We start from the raw sequence: 19,383 nt of genomic DNA, 5'->3' as shown, positions 1-19,383 counted from the left end.
ATAGATGTTAAAAATAATATATAATAAGCTTTAAAAGTAAATGGAAGAGGTGAAATAATGGCAAAGAAAGATTATGATACGGTTTATGAAACGCGTAAACAAAAAATAATAGAATTTATAGGGTTACCACAATATCAACCCCTTAAGATCAAAGAATTCATGATGTTCTTTCATGTATCACAAGAGGATAGAGCAATACTAGAAAGAATCTTAGATGAACTTATCAAGGAAGGTAAGTTAATTCGTAATAAACGTGGTAAGTTTGTCGTTCCAAAAACATTAAATTTAATGACAGGTGTTTTTACGGGTCATGCTAAAGGCTTCGGATTCGTTACTGTTGAAGGAGAAGAAAAAGATATCTTTATTCCTGCAAGCTGTGTAAATGGTGCCTTACACAAAGATACAGTTATGTGCCGTATTACAAAGCCAGCAGTAGGTGATAAACGTGTTGAGGGTGAAATCATCAAGATCATTGAGCGTGGGCCACAATGTATCGTAGGAAGATATGAAGAAAGTCAAAACTTTGGTTTTGTTATTGCAGATGAAAGCAAATATGCTAGAGATATTTTTATACCAAGAAAGTACTCTAAAGGGGCAGTAACAGGTCATAAAGTATTAGTAGAAATCATTGACTGGGCAGAAGAAAAACGTAATCCAGAAGGGAAAATAGTGTCGATCTTAGGACATATGAATGATCCTGGAGTAGATATTTTATCTGTTATTTATCAATTTGATCTACCAACAGAGTTCCCAGATGAAGTCATGAAAGAAATTGAAGATATCCCAGCTGAAGTTACAGACAGAGATAAAAAAGGACGAAAAGACCTTCGTCATGTACCGATGGTTACAATAGACGGTGAAGATGCAAAAGACTTAGATGATGCTATCTCAATTCGTAAATTAGACAATGGTAGATTTGAACTTGGTGTACACATTGCAGACGTTACACACTATGTACAAGAAAAATCCCCATTAGACAAAGAGGCATTAGAAAGAGGAACAAGTATTTACCTTGTAGATCGTGTAATACCAATGCTTCCACATAAATTAAGTAATGGTATTTGTTCTCTTAATGCAGGGGTAGACCGTTTAGCCTTAAGTTGCTTAATGGAAGTAGATGCAAATGGTCATGTTCAAAGTCATGAAATTGCTGAAACTGTTATTAAGATTGACGAGCGCATGAGCTATACCCAAGTAAAGAAAATCTTAATGGATCATGATGAAGAGCTAGTTACAAGATATAAAGACTTTGTACCTATGTTTGAAACAATGGAAGAATTAGCGGCAATACTTCGTGATAAGCGTATGAAACGTGGTGCAGTAGACTTTGACTTTGAAGAAACTAAAGTCATTCTAGACAGAGAAGGTCATCCAATAGATATTAAACCTTATGATAGAAACGTAGCAACACGTATTATCGAAGAGTTCATGTTACTTTGTAACGAAACTATTGCAGAAGACTACTTCTGGCAAGAAAAGCCATTTGTATATCGTACTCATGATGACCCAGATCCAGAGAAAATAGAAGCACTTAATGAATTCTTAAATAACTTTGGCTACACCATGAAGGGGCAGAATAAAACCCATCCAAAAGATATGCAAAAAGTTTTGGATATGATTGATGGGACACCAGAAGAAAATATCATCAGTAGATTATTACTTCGCTCTATGAAGCAAGCACGTTATAGTGGAGAATGTACAGGTCACTTTGGTTTAGCAGCTAAGTACTACTGTCATTTTACATCTCCAATTAGACGTTATCCTGACCTTCAAATTCACCGTATTATTAAGTACAACTTACATGGTAAAATGCAAGGTGAAAAAGAGAAGAGAATGTTTGATCATGTAGATGCAGTTTCTAAACAAGCTTCATTACGTGAAAGAAGAGCAGAAGAAGCAGAACGTGAAACCATTAAACTTAAAAAATCTGAATATATGGAACGCTTTATTGGAGAAGTATTTGAAGGTGTTATTACAGGAACAACTTCTTGGGGTATTTATGTTGAACTTCCTAATACAGTAGAGGGACTTGTACATGTAAGTGAGATGGATGATGATTACTATATTTATGATGAACCAGGTCATAGATGGATTGGTGAACATACTAAGAAAGTTTATCGTCTTGGTGATAGTGTAAAAGTTGAAGTTTTAAGTACAAATCGTTTAACAAGAACAGTTGATTTTAGATTTGCAGATGATGATTTTGAAGAACAAGACTTTACAGAAAATAATGTAGAGGAATAAGAATAGTCTCAAATGAATAAGCAATACAAAAACGTGCAAAATATATAGCGTTGCACGTTTTTATTTTTGAAATGATATTTGAAATGATATAAAGATAAAACTTAATTGGAATAAAAAATTTAAATTTTATAACATGAAAATATCAAAAAGTAAGAATACTAAAATTAAGGAAGTCACAAAAAAGGCATATAAGTTTTTAACTAAGTCAAAAGAAGATTAAAGTGAAGTATAAATTGGTGTATTATTCATTAAATCATTGACTTTATGAAAACCATCTATTAATATAAAATACGTGTGTTAACAGATGAATTATGTCGACAAATGTAGATTGAATATAAATTTTACAACATTACAACAAATGAGGTGCGAATAAATGGGAATTAGATTAGAAAATCTAGTAGTAAAGTTCGGAGATTTTACTGCTATTAACGACTTAACTATCCAGATTCCAAAAGGTAAATTGATTTCACTACTTGGACCATCAGGGTGTGGAAAGTCTACAACACTTTTCACAATTTGTGGTATTCATAAACCAGCAGGTGGAAAGATTTATTTTGGTGAACGTGAAGTAACAGGTCTTGAACCAGAAAAATTAGGTATTGGCCTTGTATTCCAAAACTATGCGCTTTACCCACATATGACAATTAGAGAGAATATCTTATTCCCTCTTAAAAACTTAAAATGGGATAAAGCAGAAGCGGAAAAACGTGTAGTTGAAGTAGCAAAAATTGTAAAGATTGATGGTCTTTTAGATCGTAAACCAGGTCAACTTTCAGGTGGTCAGCAACAACGTGTAGCGATTGCACGTGCGCTTGCAAAAAAACCAGAAAATCTTTTGCTTGATGAACCACTTTCAAATTTAGATACAAAACTTCGTGTTGAAACACGTCAAGAAATTCGTCGTATTCAACAAGAAACAGGCGTAACAGCAATTTTCGTAACTCATGATCAAGAAGAAGCAATGAGTATTTCAGATCAAATCATCTTAATGAAAGATGGTAAGATTCAACAAGTATCAACACCAACAGAAATCTATATGAATCCATGTAATAAATTTGTTGCATCATTCATTGGTAGCCCAGCTATGAACTTTATTAGACTTAATGTTAAAGATGGTTCAGCACAAGTTGAAGATTGTATATTTAACGGACTTCCAACAAATAAGAAAACAGTTGACTTAGGCTTTAGAGCAGAAGATATGGAAGTTAGCGTACAAGGATTTGATACAATTGTAGAAACAGTAGAAGTTTTAGGTCGTGAAAGACTTCTTACTTTAAATCATAAAGGTGATACTTTTAAAATGCTTGTTGATAAAGAGTTTATGATTGAAGAAGGTAGCACGCTTAAAATAAGACCTAAAGTTGGAAAAGCTTATGTATTTGATACTGAAACAGAGGAGTTCATTACAAAATGCTAAAAAATAAAGGAACTAAAAGTTATAAAGGCTATCTCTATTTATTACCAGCCCTTGTGATTTTAGGTGTATTTGTATTTTATCCTATTATCAATGCAATCGTTTTTAGCTTTGATGAAACAAAAGCATCTGGTTATGTATTTGGGTTTGGTAGTTATGGATATTTATTTAAAGATAAAAGATTTATTCAATCTCTTATTAATACGGTAATATATGCAGCAATCGTACCACTTTTATCAGTTGGATTATCTTTACTTCTTGCTAACGCTTTAGCAAATTTAAAGAATGAAAAAGTAAAAGGTATGTTCCAAAGTATTTACTTTTTACCATATGTAACAAGCCTTGTAGCCATAGGGGTTGTATGGTCATGGCTCTTTAATAGTCAATATGGTATTATTAACTACTTATTAGGATTTATTGGTATCGATCCTATTAATTGGTTAACAGATCCAAACTGGGCAATGCCAGCTTTAGTTATTTTCGCTGTATGGAAAAGCTTAGCATTCAATACTCTTATTTTAACAACAGGTATTGCATCTATTAATCCACAGTATTATCAAGCAGCTAAAATTGACCAAGCTACAAATAGTACAATCTTTAGAAAAATCACTATACCATTAGTATCTCCAATTATTCTTTATACTTATATTATTAGCTTAATTGCTGGTTTTAAAGTATATACAGAAGTGTATGTTCTCTTTAATGGACGTACATTAAACGGTCGTGTATCTACAGTTGTAATGTATATTATTGATAGATTCTATGGGGATCAAGACTTCCCTCTTGCATTTGCTGCAGCGGTAGTGTTACTGCTTATTATTTTAACAGTTACATTTGTCCAAAGAACAATTGCAAAAAATAAAGTCCATTACTAAAAGGAGAACGCTATGGAAAAGAAAATGAACATCAAAGTAGCATTAAAATATTTTCTACTTACAATCTTTGCTATTGTAACGTTATTTCCATTCTATTGGATGATAGCGTCCTCACTAAAATCAGGGTTTGAAGTTATTCAAACACCACCTACTATTGTTCCAGAACAATTTATGTGGGAAAACTATAGTGTTGCTTTAACAATGGCTCCATTTGGGAGATATTTTATCAATACATTGATTGTAACAGCATTAAGCATTGTGAGTTCTGTAATTATTGCAATTTTATCAGCTTTTGCCTTTTCACATCTTGAGTTCAAAGGAAGAGATCTTATATTCTCTCTTTTCTTAGCATCAATGATGATTCCGGGTGAAGTATTAATTATTACTAACTTTAAAACAATCTCTGCGTTAAAATGGATGGATACGTATCAAGCATTAGTTGTACCATACATGGCAAACGTACTTTATATCTATATGTTAAGAGAGTTCTTCTTAAAGATTCCAAAACAGCTTTACTTTGCAGCTAAAGTAGATGGGGCTAACGATTGGAAATTCTTATGGAGAATTATGGTGCCAATGGCTAAAGGTTCAATCATTACAATTTGTATTCTTGTAGGGATTAACTCATGGAACTCATTCTTATGGCCACTTCTTGTAACAAATAAAGAGAGCATGCGTCTGCTTTCAAATGGTCTTACAGCTTTCCAATCAGATGCAGGTAATCGTTATGAGTTATTAATGGCGGCATCAACTATTATCACTCTACCAGTTATGATTGCGTATATATTCCTTCATAAGAAAATTATGAATGGTATTACTGTAGGTGGGGTTAAAGGATAAGATTTATATAAATTTATATAAATGGATAAACATAATATTATTATGAGGTGAAACAAATGAAAACAAAAGTATTCGCATCTGCTATGGCAGCACTTATGGCAGTTTCAGCTTTAACAGGTTGTTCAAATGGAAACACAAATGATGCTGGCACACCAGCTCCAGACAAAGTTGTTGTAGAATTACCAGAAATGACAGAGCCAGTTTCAATTGAAATGTGGCATTATATGACAGGTAAACAACAAGAAGCACTTCAAGCAATTATTGATGAATTCAATGCAACAAACGATATGAATATCACAGTAACAGCAGTACCACAAGGTAAAATTGGTGATATGAACAAAAAAGTTATTGCTGCAGAACAATCAAATACTTTACCAGCAATTATTAACGTATATCCAGACTTAGCAACAGGTCTTATTGCAAATGGCAATATCTATGATATGGCTGCTTTTGCAACTCATCCAGAAGTAGGTATTTTACCAGACCTTCAAAATGACTTTGTAGAAGCTTTCGTAAGTGAAGTTGCTCAATGGGAAGAAGGCAAACTTTATGGTATGCCAATGACAAAATCAACAGAAGTTATATACGTAAATAAAACTTTACTTGAAAAAATCGGCTATACTGTAGAAGATATTCAAGGTATGACAATGGAAAAATTAGCTGAAGTATCAAAAGCAGCTAAAGAACAACTTGGTATTGCAGGATTTGGTTTCGATAGTGGATCAAATGGTTTTATCTCAACACTTAAAGAAGAAGGTGTAGATTTCGTACAACTTGATGGAACAATTAATGTTGATAATGAATGGGTAAGAACATTCATGGACTTCTACAAAGAACAAGTTCAAAATGGTTACTTCCGTGTACCAGGTGAAGATGGATTCTTATCAGGTCCATTCTCTAACCAACAAGTATTAATGTACCAAGGATCATCAGCTGGTGCATCATTCATTGATACAAACGGTCAATTCGAAATGGTAGCTGTAGAACCAGCATACTTCGATGGAAAAGATAAAGCTGTTATCCAACAAGGTGGTTCATTATTCATCACAAATGACGTATCATTACAAGAACAATATGCAGCATACGAATTTATTAAATTCGCTACAAGCACAGAAAATACAGCAGAATTTGCAACAGCAACAGGTTATCTTCCAGTTCGTAAATCAGCAGCTGATACACAAATTATCAAAGATATCTTAGCTGATCCAGCAGCAAACTATGCAAAAGTTTATCCAGTAGCACAATTAGCATTAGAATATGCTTATTACACACCAGCTATCAACAATGCTCAATCTGCACGTAACACAATTCAAGAAAAATTTGAAGCTTACGTAACAGGTAACATTGCAGATATGGATACATTCATTCAAGAATCTGTATCAGAAGTTGGTACATCAATTCAACGTCAATAATTATAGAAAAGCCACAAGCCTTTGAAATATCAAGGTTTGTGGCTTTTGTTTTTGTAGTGTGGTACTGAAATGGCACTAATTAATACTGATTGTGAATAAAGTTCTTTCAAGTATTACAATGACACTTATACAATCTATATAATATAAACTAATAGGTAGAATAGTAATTAAATTCTTGCCATAAATATCTACTATGGTATACTATGGATATAGCACTTCATAAAACTAACAGGAGTACATATGTTTAACGAGCATCTATATCATGGAACTGGACGAGAACGTGGTGATAGAATGCTTTCAAATCAAATGATGGAAGTATCAGTAGGAGAACATCATTGGCTAGGAGATGGAAGTTATTTCTTTGATGAGCAGCTTTATGCATATAAATGGATTTCTGATATGTATAAAAATAAATTTCGTCAACAACCACAGAATAAAAATTTAATAGAAAACTACTCTATTTTAGATGCCCACATAAAAGTTGAAAAAAAGAGATTACTAGATTTAAGTAAAGCAGAGTATAAAATGATGTTTGATCAGGTATATACGTTAATGCATAAGCATCAAGAGTATAGCAATACCTTTGATAAAGTAGCAATAGCAGATGGTATAGTGATAAACTATATGTTTAATAACTTAGGATTTGATGAAGATTTTGATGTAGTATCAGCATTATTTATACAGAATTCTAGAAATTATAGCGCTGTTGGTACACGCTTAGGTTATATGCCACAAAAACAATTTTGTATTAAAAATTTAAATGTTATTGATGTAATTGAGGAAGTTAACTATATAGATAGTATTCCAAGTTTTCAACAGCAATTGAGTAATCTTTATTACAATGGGGCAGAGCAATCTTTTAATAAAGTTAAGAGGCCAAAACGCAGAGGAACACATATTCCTAAAAAGGGGTATGTAGTGATTAAATAAATTGCTATAAGGCAATAATTCAATAGATGTATAGAGTAGCGAGGAGGAGATAGTATGGATTTAGAAAAAAGAATGCGAGCGATAGAGGAACATTTTAAAAACTTAAGTATTGAAGAGTTTGAAAATAATCTCATAGAAGCTGGTATAGCTAGGATAAAACCAACTATGGAGTCAGGCATGCGAATGGTAACAGAGCAGGAACTATACTTTAATCATAAAGAAAGATATGCAAGTTTAGGAGACAATGATTTAAATGTTTATTCACTTACATATCAAAATGAGGTAGCTTAATGAATCAGTCATCAAACATAATAAGTAAGCTTAGATTTATTAATTATGTAGTAAATAAAGTTGAATTTTATATGAATCCTGAGTTCGAAGGGGATTGTGCCACATTAGACTTTAAAGTAGATAAAGAAATAGCATTTTTAGAAGATGCTGAGAATACTACTTTAGTAACATTAAAGGCAGATATTTTCCCTAATGCATCTAAACAAAACTATCCTTTTAGTATGAAGTTAGAAATTACAGGATTCTTTGAGATTGAAAATGGGACATCAGATTATGAAGCAAGAATCTTAGCTGAAAAGAATGCTATTTCAATACTATTCCCATATTTAAGAGCAATGGTAACAACATATAGTTGTAATGCTAATGTTGAGCCCATTATAATTCCACCAATTAATATTCATAAGTTAGTAGAAAACAATTAAAAGAGGCTATTAAGTCTCTTTTTTTTATGTATCCAATTGAGCAGCAACTTCTTCATGTTTACTAGGATACAAGTGGATATAGGCAGTCAATATAGAGGAATTTTTTATATCAGAATGGTTTCGAACTAAATAGTGTAAGGATTAGAATGTTGCTCCTATTTTTGTTTAAATACTGATTTAATAGTAAAAATAAGTAAGATAATATATACTTAAGTTTAATATTATAATAATTTGTAAGAGGTGAATATATGAACAGAGAAGAATTAGGGTTTTCAATAAAAATGGGCGGACAAGATGAGGTTGATGCTAGACTATTTGCTGATATATTAAACGGAGTATTAGATTTAAGTTTATTGATAGCAAAGGATCAAGGGGATAGTAGTGATTTCAATATAGTAGTAAAAGACACTCAAAAAGGTAGCTTTATAATTGAGTTAATGTCACAAGTAAGTTTTGACCCTAATTTATTTAACATGCAGAATATGCAATACATGAAAACTATATTAGATATGATAGTGACATTTTTTAATATAAAAAAGCATCTAAAAGGGGACAAGCCTAAGAAAGTGGAAAGTAGTGATGAAATGATATCTATACAGAATATGGAAAACTGCACGATAAATGTTACAAAAAATGAATATAATCTTTATGCAGAAGCAGGTGATAAAATGATAGCTCAGATGTTTCCTAATTATAATAAGGGAGAATTTGTTATTACATATGATAGTGAACCTAAACTATGTGTAAAAAGTAATGAAATTATATATATGAAAGAAGAAATAGATCTGGAGCCATTTGAAGATTATAGAGAGATAGAAAATATCCCTAATTTATGGTTACATATTAAAAAACCAGATTTTATAGGAAATTCTAAATGGGATTTTGTATATAGTACACATAAATCTAGTAAAACTATAGGAGCTACTATTGAGGATAAGGCTTTCTTAAATCTAGTAAAAAATGGAGAAGTAAATATAAATGCTAAAACATCTATTCTAGCTAAGGTACATATTGTTACTCATATTAATGAATTAAATGAAATTATAAATGAGAAATTTTCAGTAGTAGAAGTACTAGAAATAAAAAATTCTACAGGGCATACTCAATTAGGTATATAATTATGTAAAAAGAATAATAGTTTACAAGGAGGAAATATTCAGTGAAGAGATTTTTAAATCTTGTATTTATTGGAGGAATTATTATATCCTCAGTAGCATTTGCGGATATGGAAAAAAATTTTTACATATATGTGATGGCTATGTATTTAAGTAGTATGAGTGCAATATTACTTTGTATCATGAATAAACAAGATGGGAAAGAATTAATAAAGGACGAATTATTTAGAGCAACTGAATCTGTTATAACAAGTATTGCACCTGTAATTTTACTTGGGCAAGATATATTAACAGAACAAATTATTGAGCCAGCAATTATCAATATGCTAATAATATTATCAATATATTCTATATATTGGGTTAGTAAGAAAGCATTCTGGAAATTATTTGAAAGGGTTGGAATATGGGCAATTTTGACGTATTACATTGTGCCTTTTAGTATATCAACAATTTTAGTTATGTTACGGTGGAATATACTTATAATAGTAGGAATAGGAACAATGATATGGGGAAATATGGTGTTTAATGTGTGGAATAAGGAGAAATGGACAAATAAGTTTTTTAAATAAAATATCATTTTGTGTACTAGAGTTAAAAAAGGAGATGCATTAAGCATCTCCTTTTTTTAGTTGATCTAATTGAGTAGCTACTTCTTCGTGCTTGTTAGGATACAAGTGACTATAGGTATCCAATATAGTTTGGATCTTCTCATGTCCTAGACGTTCTGAAATAAGTATAATATTAATTCCCACATCGATTAAGAGTGAACCGTGTGAATGGCATATGTCATACACACGGTTTGTTTTTATTAAGGAATAATAGAGTTGTGATTTTAAATATAGATAGAGTATTTTATAGAAAGTTTTTAACAAAAGTAGGTATTTTAAGCGGAAGTTTTACAAATAATATTATTATAAATTAGAGCGATTGGTAATCACTACTTGTTTAAAAACTTAATAATGGAGATGATATTAAGATGAATCCTTTTCTAGAGAAACCTATGAAAACTGATGCTTTATTTAAAGATTGGAATAGTATTTATCCAAAACCGTATAATAAAGATGAAGTGGATCCTTATACTAAAACTCGTATTATCCTAATGAATGGTACAGAATACGAAGCAGTATGGTTCTCACATAATTTTTCAAGACATTGTACAAATAATGATTTGCGTAGAGAAATTGCAATAACAAGAAGAAGTGAACAACAACAACAAAAAGTTATTAGTGTTCTTAAGCCAGCAGATGAATCTATTTTAGAGACAACTATAAGCTATGAACAACTTGCAGTAGACCTTACAGCTAGATTAGCTCAAAGGGAGCCTAATCAACATGTAAAAATGGCATTAGATTTCGCACTATTAGAAGACTTTGACCATCTTTATCGTTATTCAGACTTATTAGAAATGGAAAGAGGCATTAGAGCAGAGCAATTAGTAGGGCATTATACAGAAATTATGCCAGGAAGACCTACTATTGCGGAACATCGTTTTCCAAATGATAATATTAGAATGTATGTAGATTTTTGTAAAGCAGATCCTATCACCAAACTAAATGTTGCTATTATTACAGCAGCAGAGCAGCAGACAATGAATTATTATATGAATGTAGCAGGTTTTTATGATTCAGATAGAGGAAGAAGCTTATATCAAGAAATTGCACTTATAGAAGAACAACATGTTAGCCAATATGGTAGTTTACTTGATACTAAAATGACTTGGCTTGAAGGGCTTCTACAACATGAATATACAGAATGTTATTTATACTATTCTTGCTATCAAGATGAAACAGATCCATATATTAAGAAGATATGGGAGCAACATTTTATTGAAGAAGTTAATCATTTGCATCAAGCAGAAGAATTACTCAAGAAATATGAAAAGAAAGAATGGCAACAAGTTATTCCAGATGGATGCTTCCCACAACTATTAACCTTAGGTGAAAATAAAGAATATGTACGTAATATTTTATGTTCTACAGTACAACTGACTTCAGTTAAAGATGATTATCCTAATGTATCAGATCTATCAACTGAGTCAGAGCTTTATAAGTTCCAAAATATTTTAAATCATGATGTTGAACAGGTGCCAAGTCATCGAGTAATTCATGATTATATATGTCAAAAGGGACAAGATTATCGTTTTGAAGATAAAGAGAATCCTGTATATGACCTTAGAGATAGATCTTGTGATAATACCAATGTAGGAAGAATAAAATAAGGATTCTATAGATGCTAATATTAATATAAATAGATTTATTAAGTTTTGAGAAATAAGATTAATTAATAATTCCTTTATTTACCTTGCGTTGATTTCTTTATTCTGGAAATACTAATCTTGATACTAACATAGGAGGTTAAAATAATGTCACAATTAACAGCAAAAGAACTTTCAAGTTTTCAAGATTTGCTAAGTGGTGAAGAACTACTTATTAAAAAGTTTAAGATGTTAGCAGAAGCTACAACTGATGTAGAACTTAAAGCACAGTTTACAGATATTGCTAACCATCATCAACAACATTTTGACACTATATATGAACAACTTCAATAGGAGGTAACTATATGAGTAATATTCCTGTATTCACAGAAAAAGAAATATTAGCAGATGCTCTAGAAGCACAAAAATCTGCTACAGCTCTTTATAACCTTATTGCTAATGAATGTGCAAAAAAGGAACTTAAAGACACTATGGTAAATTTATTAAATGACGAACACAATTTGCAATATGGCGTTTTTACATCTATGCATAATCGTGGTTTTTACCCAACGCCACCAGCAGAACAACAAAAAGTTGATCAAGCTAAACAGACTTTTGCACCACAAGCACATTGTCAATGCTAATTAATAATTAAATAAGAAATTAAGCTAGGGCATAAGCTCTAGCTTAATTTTTTTGTCTAAATATATTATTTTAGGAACATTCTTGTCCTTCAATACATAAATTATTATTGTAAAACAATTTAAAAAAGGAGATGGATGTTGTCATGGCATGTAATAACTGTGGAAGATGTAACTGTTGGCATAATGATGAAAGGAGAGAAAATGAAGTAAGAGGTGTAAGCCGTAACTGTAGACCATTAGTTAATGACATAAACCGACTTATCAGGGATATCAGAGAAGATACTGCAGAGTTGGATCGTAAATTCGATGAGTTAGAAGACCAAGGATGTGTAAGAGGTATTAATTCAGGAGAGGATAATTGGGATTGTCATTGGGATTGCTGGAATTGGTGTTACAGACACTGTAATAACAGAAGAGGATAAATATAAAATCAGTAGATAGACTAAGAAGTAACATGCTATAGAAGGAAAGGGAGCATAATAAGAATTAAGCTACCTTTCCTTTTAATTATGGGAGTAAATAATTACTAGGATTATAAAATAATAAATATTAATAAAATTAGTAAGGATTACTATAGAAAAGAAGAGGGGAATTAAGCATCTTATTTCTTTAGGTGATCTAGCTGCTCAGCCACTTCTTCATGCTTATTAGGATACAAGTGGCTATAGGTATCCAATGTAGTTTGGATTTTTTCATGTCCTAAGCGTTCTGAAATGAGTATAATATTAATTCCCATATCAATTAAGAGTGAAGCGTGTGAATGACGTAGGTCATGTACACGTATTTTTTTTACCCTTGCGAGTACTGCATATTTAGCTATATTATTTTGAAGGTAATATTTAGTATGAGGGAAAATACGATCTGTATCATCCCAGTCATATAATGTTTGGAGGTATTCAATTATTAGTTCATTCACAAACTTTGGCAATGTAATAGTGCGCTTACTTTTAGGTGTCTTTGGTTCATTAATAATATCTTCTTTGCCAAGCCTAGAAAATGATTTAGTAATTGAGACAGTAGAATCTCTAAGGTTAAAATCATTAGGAGTAAGAGCTAATAATTCTCCACATCTCATACCACTATAAAACAACAGCGTGTAAGCCGTTTTAAGTGCAAGGTCAGTTATACTACCTATGAATTGATTAAACTCTTCTAGAGTCCAAAATTGCATATCATCAGCAGCCTTTTTACCAATAGAGCCAGCTTTGCGTGCAGGATTTTCTTTTAGATCATAAAACTGCACTGCAAAGTTAAAAATAGCAGATAGTTGTGTATGAATATAGTTAATGTATGTTGGTGAATAATTTGATTCTAAGAGTTGATTTTGCCATTTTCTAACTGTAGTCGCTTTGATTTGATTTATAGCTAAGTCTTGAAAATAGGGTACAATTTGCTTATCTATAACAGTCTTTTTACTATTCATTGTTGTTTTCCTTGCTCTTGTACTTTTATCTTCGTAATAGAGCTCAACTAAGCTTTTAAATGACATATCACAGCTCATAGATTGTTTATTTAAAAATTCGCGCTCATATTCTAGAGCTTCTGATCTTTTCTTAAATCCTCTTTTTTTCTTTTTCTTTTTTTCACCAGTCCAATCTGTGTAATAGAAGGCTGCATACCAGGTCCCTCTATCAGCATCCTTATAAGCAGGCATATAAAATCCCTCCATTTAGTGTATAAATTTAGATAATCATCAGGAGATAGTGTAATGAAAACTATTCCTGTTCTAGGCGTTTTTCAATTTCAGCAAATCTTTCTAGTAAATCAATTGCGATTTCTTCAGTAAGTGGGTCGTCTATATTGATATGTATAAAGCCAGCATTTTCTAATCTTTTTCTTGTTTCATCAGTAAGTAAACTTGTATCATTAATCATTCTATTAATCCTCCTAAATGCGAATATATGTTCGATTATGTTCTAAAAATAAATAAGCCTAAGCTTAATCAATTAAATTTTAATTCAAGTAATTCTAAAGGTAAATATTCAGCATTGGCTATTTCATTTAATGAATAGTTTATGTAATCTCTTAATAAGTTATCATGAACTAGGAGTTCACAAGCAAAAATGTTAGCTTCTTTTTCAACTTTAGAACTGAGAAGAAGCGTTTTATTCTTTATGAAGCAACAGTTTGTCTTAGGATGTAATACAGCATGTCCAAGTTCATGTGCTATTACAACCTTACGTTGATGATATTCTAAATCTGAGTTAACAAATATAACTCGTTTCTTTTTTATAAATCTATAAGAGCCTGCATTGGACCCTAAGGGCATATTGATTATCATAATTCCCATTCTATTTGCAAGCTCTTCTGGATCATTTGTATTATATTTTTTTAGAAGCCTAATAACCTCTTGTTTAATATATTTTTTCATTTGTATATATTCCCCCAAACTAGTTTTCTTATTTGCGATATTTTTTTGGAGTATATGTTTGTTTATTTTCTACTTTTATTCGTTTTAAAGCAAACTCTAATGCATCTCTAAATAATTCTTTATCCTCATCTGACATCTCTTGACCATTATAATAAAGAGGACCATCTTCACCAGAATCAATTTTGTTCATAATTTCCTGTACATCTTTTGCAATATCTTTCTTATCTTTTTTATTGAGATTATTAGTTGAATGTTCTTCAGAATCAATAAAATGAGAAGTCGGATATCCTAACGCATTTGCAATCTTATTTAAAGTATGGATATCAGGTGTTCTATAGCCTGTTATATATCCATTAAGGGTAGATGGTGAAATGCTTAACTTTTCAGCTAAATCTTTTTGCCTAATTCCCTTATTATTTAGTATTTCTTTAATTTTATCTCCAAGCATATATACACCTCCATATATTAAATAATAATACGCATAATGCGTACAAACAACAAAATACGCAAAAAGCATATTTTTATATAAAACAAACTTGACAATACGCAAAATGCGTAGTAATATAAAAATATAAATACGCAATACGCAAATTTTAAATAAGAGGTGACAGTTTGAAATCTATAGAACAACTTCAGAAGGAGAAAAATGAAACAAATCTTAAAATATCAGAGTTATTAAAAGTATCTCCTTCTACTTATTGTGATAAAAAGAAAGGTAGACGTAAATTTCAGCCGATGGAAATAGTAATATTATGTAAGTATTTTAACGTAACAGTTGAAGAAGTGAGTGATTTTTTGATTAGAGATACGCGATAAGCGTAAAAAATTAATGGAGGTATTGAATATGACTGAAAAGAAGTTTTTTCGGGTAACAGACATTATGGAACTTATGGATGTTTCAAGATCTTCAGCATATAAACTTATGCAGAAACTTAATAAAGAGTTAGAAGAACAAGGTAAAGCAACATACTCAGGTAGACTTTCTAAGAAATACTTCTATGAAAGAGTATATATAGACTAAGCAAATTATATTGAAAGTTATGTCAAAACTTATAGCTAATTTATGGGTAGCAACCATTAGTGGAATTAGGATGATTTCTATATTTGATTATAATGACCTACATTCTATAAATAAATAGCTTTAAACCTTTACATATAAATCAAATATAGTTCACAACAGATAGAAAAGAGGAGAAAAAATGAAAGTAAATGAATTTAGAAGAATGCTAATGAAAGCAAGAAAAGAAAAAGGATTATCACAAGAAGATGTAGCTTTAATATTAAATACAGCTCAATCTTGCGTAAGTGATTGGGAAAATGGGAAAGTTGAGCCTAGTTTTTCTACAGTGATACAACTTACTCGTATTTACGAAGAGCCAATGGTCTATAGCCTATTTGTAAGTGATGAACATGGAGCCGATGATCTTGTACCAGTAATAGTTAAAGATATACATCAAACTACTGACTTACGGATAACAGCACTAGACATTCAAAATGAGTACAATGATGTTACAGAACAAATACCAAAGATTATGAGAATACTTAGAGATGGGGTAATATCAGCCCATGAAAAAGGTGATTATGAAAAATTCATTAAAGAATCAAAAGAGTTTGTGTCAATATTGATACCTTTAATACTAAAAGAAGAGATACAAAAGAAAAAAGCTCTTCAAGATTGCCGTCTTGAAAGAGCCTACGTTTAAAAATATATGTGTAACTTAAGTATATCATGTTGGATTACTTAAGTAAAGGGAGAGAATTGAATAATGACAGTTAGAGAAAAAAGAGCACTGAAAAATAACCTTAACAGATGGTTTGACCAAGCTATGAAAGGGTTGTTTGAGTTGGCGATAATTGTTGTACTTGGGACAAGCTTTATGGTGAGTCTTTGGTGCTGCATTTAATACATAAATGACTAGGAGGCTTACAAAGTGGAAGGATTAGTAGGCACGTTATTACTAGCAATAGGTGTTACAATAGGATATTTTGCTTGTAAGTTAGGGCAAGTTATCAAACACAAAGAATACATAAACAGGGGGACAGATAATGGCTGAAATGAAAAGCTTGATATTAGCAAATGTATCAAGAGCAATACCTTATTATCCAGAACTTAATACCCTTACCAAATCAGTTACAGCAAGTTTGCTTATGGTTCAGCTTGAGTATTGGTTCTCAAAAACAAACGGAAGAAACTTCTATAAGTTCCTTGAAGGATGCGAACATCCAAGTTATGTACCAGGTGATGGATGGCTAGAAGAAATAGGGTTTAGCAAAAAGGAATTTAAAAATGCATTTTCTAAAATAGGGATTACCTATGTAAGTAAAAAGGAGTATGACCAAGCCAGTGATAAGTTTGAAGGCATGTACTACTTGTCTTACCGAGATAGAGTTAAAGGGTTAACTTTCTATCAAAGAAATAATGAACTTCTAGATCAAGTTTTAACAAATTGGGCAACAAAAAGCGATTCTACGGAAGTGCCCAAAGGTGTTTTACGTAAGTTGCCAAAGGGCACTTACGGAGATGAACAAAGGGAACTTACGGAGGGTACCAATGGTAACTTACGCACAGAACCAAAGGGAACTTACGTAAGTGCCGAAAGGGCATTTCCATTATCAGTAGATTACTCAGTAGATTACCAGGAGACTAAACAAAAGACTACACAGGAGAGTACACACAATAGTGGCTCTAACGAGCCAGAGCGCACACGACGTACACAAGTACCGTATGAGGATATCATTTTTGAATATAACAAGATTTGCATATCACTCCCTCAAGTACAACAGGTCAGTGATAAACGTAAAAAGGCTATGCGGACAATGTGGAAATATGCAAATGGTGATATTGATATACTAAGAACCTTGTTTTACAAAACAGAATCCAGTGATTTCTTAGCAGGTCGTAAGAAGGAGTGGAAAGCAAACTTTGACTGGATCATGCGAGAAAATCAAGCTATAGCAATTTTAGAAGGACAGTATGACAATAGTTTAAAAGCATCTGTTGGAACGGTGACAAGCCAGTTAATGTCTAAGGGGATGCAAGAATTTATAAATGGGGATGGTGATTTTTAAATGAGTCAATTTGATGCTACAGATGACAAACAATTAAGAGTTGAGTTTTCCTCGCTTATGGCAGGACTTAAAAGCAACTATCCTAATTGGGACTTTAATTTAAATGATAAGAATATGTTGAGATTTTGGTACGAAAGCCTAAGTGATATTCCTATGAATGTTCTTAAGATTGGTATCCATAAACTTATAGCACAAGAGGAATTTTATCCAAACATAGCAAAAATAAGAAAAGCATGTGCAGAAGTTATTAATGGTCCAGAAATTGATGAGACAGATGCTTGGGGCATGGTGCAGGGAGCAATTCATAATTATGGATATGCAAGAGTAAACGAAGCCTTAGCATCATTACCAGAAGAGGTTGTACAAGCTATAAAAGCAATGGGAGGATGGGCAGAGTTATGTGCGAGTGAAAATCTTGAAGCAGATAGAGCACATTTTTATAGAACTATGAAGAGCATTAATAAACGCAGACAAGCAGAGCAAGTACTTAGTATTGGTATTCATGAGCAAATGTCATTATTACAAAAACCAAAAGAACAAGCAGTTGCATATATTACATACGAAGAACACTATGAGAAACAACCTATAGAGGTTGCTCAACGTGGTATGGCGAAAGTTAAAGATGTATTAGAGAACATAGGAGCATAGTTATGACAAATCATTTTGAAGCAGCTAAGTGGGCAAGTGAAATGGCTGAGAAGCATAATAAATCCATTACATATATCCTGATGTTAATTCATGAAGGACGAACACAGTTTCAAGATCCTAACCAGATAAAAGGTTATGTCACAGGAAAGTTGGTGAACTAATGAACATGAAATTAGGTTGCAGAGAAGAAGTAAACAAAGCGTGGTTTTATTACCTCATGGATGGCACAAAGCTAACCAAAGAAGAATGGACAAGCATTGTGAGAAAGCATATCAAAGAGCATGGGAACGAAGAAGTCCTTAATAAGCTTATGGGAACGATCAAGTTATGGAATAAAAAAGATTCCATTGAGGATGTAGCATTGCATGTTTATGCTGCTAAATATTGTGCAGATGTACAGCAAGTGGCAAAGAGAGAACGAGTAAAACCTAAGTTTAAACATGAACTTACAAGAAAAGAGAGTGGGCAATTGATGCTGGGAGGTATCAGCTAATGGGTAAAATCAGAGAGTTTGAACAACTAGATTATGAGACAGGTGAAGTAATTAAGAGATATAGAACTGTCAAAGAGGCATTAGAAGAGCACGGAATAGATAGGGCAAAAATGAGAATAGCATTTATGGGGCACGATGGAAAGTTCCCAGATAAAAAACTATGGTTTAGATATGGTGATGGTGTAAATAAACCACTTCAAAGATACCAAGTTGGAAAATTAAATGATGCAGGTGAAGTTGTAAAAGTATACAACAGTGCAGAACAAGCAGCTATAGAACATTATGTAACAGAAAAGACAATCGGTATAGCTATTAGAACAAGGAATGGATTTGTACCAAGTCTTGGAATGAGATTTAAATACATGTTGGGATGATAAGCAAGATTAGTCTAAACAGACTAATTGATTAGTCAAAAAAGACT

General features: G+C 32.0%; 28 protein-coding genes. 24 read left to right on the top strand and 4 right to left on the bottom strand.

Annotated features, from left to right (window positions below):
* Positions 1-57 precede the first annotated feature (57 nt).
* The 14 genes from rnr (at position 58) to PBV87_RS15465 (ending at position 12,803) form a co-directional block, all read left to right on the top strand.
* Entirely contained in the window at positions 58-2,244 is a 2,187-nt protein-coding gene (gene rnr, locus PBV87_RS15535) for a ribonuclease R (protein ID WP_271012866.1), read from the top strand.
* A 373-nt stretch (positions 2,245-2,617) separates the two neighbouring features.
* Entirely contained in the window at positions 2,618-3,661 is a 1,044-nt protein-coding gene (locus tag PBV87_RS15530; RefSeq protein ID WP_271012865.1) for an ABC transporter ATP-binding protein, read from the top strand.
* The gene (locus tag PBV87_RS15525; RefSeq protein ID WP_053984654.1) at positions 3,655-4,533 is read left to right on the top strand and encodes a carbohydrate ABC transporter permease; all 879 of its coding nucleotides are present in this window, start codon (positions 3,655-3,657) and stop codon (positions 4,531-4,533) included. The genes PBV87_RS15530 and PBV87_RS15525 overlap by 7 nt, the downstream gene beginning before the upstream one ends.
* 12 nt (positions 4,534-4,545) lie before the next feature.
* Complete coding sequence (locus tag PBV87_RS15520; protein WP_053984653.1) at positions 4,546-5,373, top strand: carbohydrate ABC transporter permease; 828 nt, start codon at positions 4,546-4,548, stop codon at positions 5,371-5,373.
* Positions 5,374-5,429: 56 nt separating this feature from the next.
* A complete protein-coding gene (locus tag PBV87_RS15515) occupies positions 5,430-6,785 on the top strand; it encodes an extracellular solute-binding protein (RefSeq protein WP_053984652.1) in 1,356 nt (451 codons plus the stop codon).
* Positions 6,786-7,025: 240 nt separating this feature from the next.
* Positions 7,026-7,715, top strand: a complete 690-nt coding sequence (locus tag PBV87_RS15510; RefSeq protein WP_271012864.1) for a hypothetical protein — start codon at positions 7,026-7,028, stop codon at positions 7,713-7,715.
* Between the two features lie 54 nt (positions 7,716-7,769).
* Positions 7,770-8,006 carry a hypothetical protein gene (locus tag PBV87_RS15505; RefSeq protein WP_271012863.1) on the top strand — a complete coding sequence of 79 codons (237 nt, stop codon included), beginning with the start codon at positions 7,770-7,772 and terminating at the stop codon, positions 8,004-8,006.
* The gene (locus PBV87_RS15500; RefSeq protein WP_271012862.1) at positions 8,006-8,428 is read left to right on the top strand and encodes a protein-export chaperone SecB; all 423 of its coding nucleotides are present in this window, start codon (positions 8,006-8,008) and stop codon (positions 8,426-8,428) included. The genes PBV87_RS15505 and PBV87_RS15500 overlap by 1 nt, the downstream gene beginning before the upstream one ends.
* A gap of 248 nt (positions 8,429-8,676) precedes the next feature.
* Positions 8,677-9,546 carry an LAPAL motif-containing putative phage structural protein gene (locus PBV87_RS15495; protein ID WP_271012861.1) on the top strand — a complete coding sequence of 290 codons (870 nt, stop codon included), beginning with the start codon at positions 8,677-8,679 and terminating at the stop codon, positions 9,544-9,546.
* Between the two features lie 41 nt (positions 9,547-9,587).
* A complete protein-coding gene (locus PBV87_RS15490) occupies positions 9,588-10,112 on the top strand; it encodes a hypothetical protein (protein ID WP_271012860.1) in 525 nt (174 codons plus the stop codon).
* A gap of 431 nt (positions 10,113-10,543) precedes the next feature.
* Positions 10,544-11,761 (top strand): hypothetical protein, encoded by a 1,218-nt coding sequence (locus PBV87_RS15480; RefSeq protein ID WP_330680451.1) that lies wholly within the window; start codon positions 10,544-10,546, stop codon positions 11,759-11,761.
* Positions 11,762-11,905: 144 nt separating this feature from the next.
* On the top strand, positions 11,906-12,091 hold the full coding sequence (locus PBV87_RS15475; RefSeq protein WP_271012858.1) for a hypothetical protein: 186 nt from the start codon (positions 11,906-11,908) through the stop codon (positions 12,089-12,091).
* Positions 12,092-12,102: 11 nt separating this feature from the next.
* On the top strand, positions 12,103-12,381 hold the full coding sequence (locus tag PBV87_RS15470; protein ID WP_271012857.1) for a spore coat protein: 279 nt from the start codon (positions 12,103-12,105) through the stop codon (positions 12,379-12,381).
* Between the two features lie 143 nt (positions 12,382-12,524).
* Positions 12,525-12,803 (top strand): hypothetical protein, encoded by a 279-nt coding sequence (locus PBV87_RS15465; RefSeq protein WP_271012856.1) that lies wholly within the window; start codon positions 12,525-12,527, stop codon positions 12,801-12,803.
* Positions 12,804-12,982: 179 nt separating this feature from the next.
* On the opposite strand, the gene PBV87_RS15460 is transcribed toward PBV87_RS15465, so the two are convergent.
* From PBV87_RS15460 to PBV87_RS15445, 4 genes are all read right to left on the bottom strand, one after another.
* A complete protein-coding gene (locus PBV87_RS15460) occupies positions 12,983-14,035 on the bottom strand; it encodes a tyrosine-type recombinase/integrase (RefSeq protein ID WP_271012855.1) in 1,053 nt (350 codons plus the stop codon).
* Positions 14,036-14,096: 61 nt separating this feature from the next.
* On the bottom strand, positions 14,097-14,255 hold the full coding sequence (locus tag PBV87_RS15455; protein WP_271012854.1) for a hypothetical protein: 159 nt from the start codon (positions 14,253-14,255) through the stop codon (positions 14,097-14,099).
* A gap of 68 nt (positions 14,256-14,323) precedes the next feature.
* A complete protein-coding gene (locus tag PBV87_RS15450) occupies positions 14,324-14,752 on the bottom strand; it encodes an ImmA/IrrE family metallo-endopeptidase (RefSeq protein WP_271012853.1) in 429 nt (142 codons plus the stop codon).
* Positions 14,753-14,780: 28 nt separating this feature from the next.
* Entirely contained in the window at positions 14,781-15,200 is a 420-nt protein-coding gene (locus tag PBV87_RS15445) for a helix-turn-helix domain-containing protein (RefSeq protein ID WP_271012852.1), read from the bottom strand.
* Positions 15,201-15,364: 164 nt separating this feature from the next.
* Between PBV87_RS15445 and PBV87_RS15440 the strand changes: the two genes are divergently transcribed.
* The 10 genes from PBV87_RS15440 to PBV87_RS15395 all read left to right on the top strand — a co-directional run bounded on the left by PBV87_RS15440 (position 15,365) and on the right by PBV87_RS15395 (position 19,336).
* Entirely contained in the window at positions 15,365-15,568 is a 204-nt protein-coding gene (locus PBV87_RS15440) for a helix-turn-helix domain-containing protein (RefSeq protein WP_271012851.1), read from the top strand.
* A 28-nt stretch (positions 15,569-15,596) separates the two neighbouring features.
* Positions 15,597-15,773 carry a hypothetical protein gene (locus PBV87_RS15435; RefSeq protein WP_271012850.1) on the top strand — a complete coding sequence of 59 codons (177 nt, stop codon included), beginning with the start codon at positions 15,597-15,599 and terminating at the stop codon, positions 15,771-15,773.
* Between the two features lie 178 nt (positions 15,774-15,951).
* Entirely contained in the window at positions 15,952-16,455 is a 504-nt protein-coding gene (locus tag PBV87_RS15430; protein ID WP_271012849.1) for a helix-turn-helix domain-containing protein, read from the top strand.
* Between the two features lie 63 nt (positions 16,456-16,518).
* Entirely contained in the window at positions 16,519-16,656 is a 138-nt protein-coding gene (locus PBV87_RS15425; protein WP_271012848.1) for a hypothetical protein, read from the top strand.
* Between the two features lie 27 nt (positions 16,657-16,683).
* On the top strand, positions 16,684-16,806 hold the full coding sequence (locus PBV87_RS15420; RefSeq protein WP_271012847.1) for a hypothetical protein: 123 nt from the start codon (positions 16,684-16,686) through the stop codon (positions 16,804-16,806).
* Positions 16,799-17,821: a hypothetical protein gene (locus PBV87_RS15415; protein ID WP_271012846.1), complete on the top strand. Its 1,023-nt coding sequence runs from the start codon at positions 16,799-16,801 to the stop codon at positions 17,819-17,821. The genes PBV87_RS15420 and PBV87_RS15415 overlap by 8 nt, the downstream gene beginning before the upstream one ends.
* On the top strand, positions 17,822-18,469 hold the full coding sequence (locus tag PBV87_RS15410) for a replicative helicase loader/inhibitor (protein ID WP_271012845.1): 648 nt from the start codon (positions 17,822-17,824) through the stop codon (positions 18,467-18,469).
* A 2-nt stretch (positions 18,470-18,471) separates the two neighbouring features.
* Positions 18,472-18,630: a hypothetical protein gene (locus PBV87_RS15405; protein WP_271012844.1), complete on the top strand. Its 159-nt coding sequence runs from the start codon at positions 18,472-18,474 to the stop codon at positions 18,628-18,630.
* On the top strand, positions 18,630-18,962 hold the full coding sequence (locus PBV87_RS15400; protein ID WP_271012843.1) for a hypothetical protein: 333 nt from the start codon (positions 18,630-18,632) through the stop codon (positions 18,960-18,962). Before PBV87_RS15405 ends, PBV87_RS15400 begins: the two co-directional genes overlap by 1 nt.
* On the top strand, positions 18,962-19,336 hold the full coding sequence (locus PBV87_RS15395) for a hypothetical protein (protein WP_271012842.1): 375 nt from the start codon (positions 18,962-18,964) through the stop codon (positions 19,334-19,336). The genes PBV87_RS15400 and PBV87_RS15395 overlap by 1 nt, the downstream gene beginning before the upstream one ends.
* The last annotated feature ends 47 nt before the right edge of the window (positions 19,337-19,383 follow it).

Source organism: Holtiella tumoricola (assembly GCF_027857615.1).
Lineage (GTDB): Bacteria > Bacillota > Clostridia > Lachnospirales > Cellulosilyticaceae > Holtiella > Holtiella tumoricola.
This window is presented reverse-complemented; position numbering and strand designations above follow the sequence as displayed.

Coding starts and splice junctions, on each gene's coding strand:
- PBV87_RS15510 (WP_271012864.1), top strand. CDS start 7,026: ATGTTTAACGAGCATCTATATCATGGAACTGGACGAGAACGTGGTGAT.
- PBV87_RS15415 (WP_271012846.1), top strand. CDS start 16,799: ATGGCTGAAATGAAAAGCTTGATATTAGCAAATGTATCAAGAGCAATA.
- PBV87_RS15480 (WP_330680451.1), top strand. CDS start 10,544: ATGAAAACTGATGCTTTATTTAAAGATTGGAATAGTATTTATCCAAAA.
- PBV87_RS15430 (WP_271012849.1), top strand. CDS start 15,952: ATGAAAGTAAATGAATTTAGAAGAATGCTAATGAAAGCAAGAAAAGAA.
- PBV87_RS15410 (WP_271012845.1), top strand. CDS start 17,822: ATGAGTCAATTTGATGCTACAGATGACAAACAATTAAGAGTTGAGTTT.
- PBV87_RS15500 (WP_271012862.1), top strand. CDS start 8,006: ATGAATCAGTCATCAAACATAATAAGTAAGCTTAGATTTATTAATTAT.
- PBV87_RS15425 (WP_271012848.1), top strand. CDS start 16,519: ATGACAGTTAGAGAAAAAAGAGCACTGAAAAATAACCTTAACAGATGG.
- PBV87_RS15445 (WP_271012852.1), bottom strand. CDS start 15,200: ATGCTTGGAGATAAAATTAAAGAAATACTAAATAATAAGGGAATTAGG.
- PBV87_RS15460 (WP_271012855.1), bottom strand. CDS start 14,035: ATGCCTGCTTATAAGGATGCTGATAGAGGGACCTGGTATGCAGCCTTC.
- PBV87_RS15465 (WP_271012856.1), top strand. CDS start 12,525: ATGGCATGTAATAACTGTGGAAGATGTAACTGTTGGCATAATGATGAA.
- PBV87_RS15515 (WP_053984652.1), top strand. CDS start 5,430: ATGAAAACAAAAGTATTCGCATCTGCTATGGCAGCACTTATGGCAGTT.
- PBV87_RS15470 (WP_271012857.1), top strand. CDS start 12,103: ATGAGTAATATTCCTGTATTCACAGAAAAAGAAATATTAGCAGATGCT.
- PBV87_RS15405 (WP_271012844.1), top strand. CDS start 18,472: ATGACAAATCATTTTGAAGCAGCTAAGTGGGCAAGTGAAATGGCTGAG.
- PBV87_RS15435 (WP_271012850.1), top strand. CDS start 15,597: ATGACTGAAAAGAAGTTTTTTCGGGTAACAGACATTATGGAACTTATG.
- PBV87_RS15520 (WP_053984653.1), top strand. CDS start 4,546: ATGGAAAAGAAAATGAACATCAAAGTAGCATTAAAATATTTTCTACTT.
- PBV87_RS15455 (WP_271012854.1), bottom strand. CDS start 14,255: ATGATTAATGATACAAGTTTACTTACTGATGAAACAAGAAAAAGATTA.
- PBV87_RS15450 (WP_271012853.1), bottom strand. CDS start 14,752: ATGAAAAAATATATTAAACAAGAGGTTATTAGGCTTCTAAAAAAATAT.
- PBV87_RS15395 (WP_271012842.1), top strand. CDS start 18,962: ATGGGTAAAATCAGAGAGTTTGAACAACTAGATTATGAGACAGGTGAA.
- PBV87_RS15505 (WP_271012863.1), top strand. CDS start 7,770: ATGGATTTAGAAAAAAGAATGCGAGCGATAGAGGAACATTTTAAAAAC.
- PBV87_RS15530 (WP_271012865.1), top strand. CDS start 2,618: ATGGGAATTAGATTAGAAAATCTAGTAGTAAAGTTCGGAGATTTTACT.
- PBV87_RS15400 (WP_271012843.1), top strand. CDS start 18,630: ATGAACATGAAATTAGGTTGCAGAGAAGAAGTAAACAAAGCGTGGTTT.
- PBV87_RS15495 (WP_271012861.1), top strand. CDS start 8,677: ATGAACAGAGAAGAATTAGGGTTTTCAATAAAAATGGGCGGACAAGAT.
- rnr (WP_271012866.1), top strand. CDS start 58: ATGGCAAAGAAAGATTATGATACGGTTTATGAAACGCGTAAACAAAAA.
- PBV87_RS15475 (WP_271012858.1), top strand. CDS start 11,906: ATGTCACAATTAACAGCAAAAGAACTTTCAAGTTTTCAAGATTTGCTA.
- PBV87_RS15525 (WP_053984654.1), top strand. CDS start 3,655: ATGCTAAAAAATAAAGGAACTAAAAGTTATAAAGGCTATCTCTATTTA.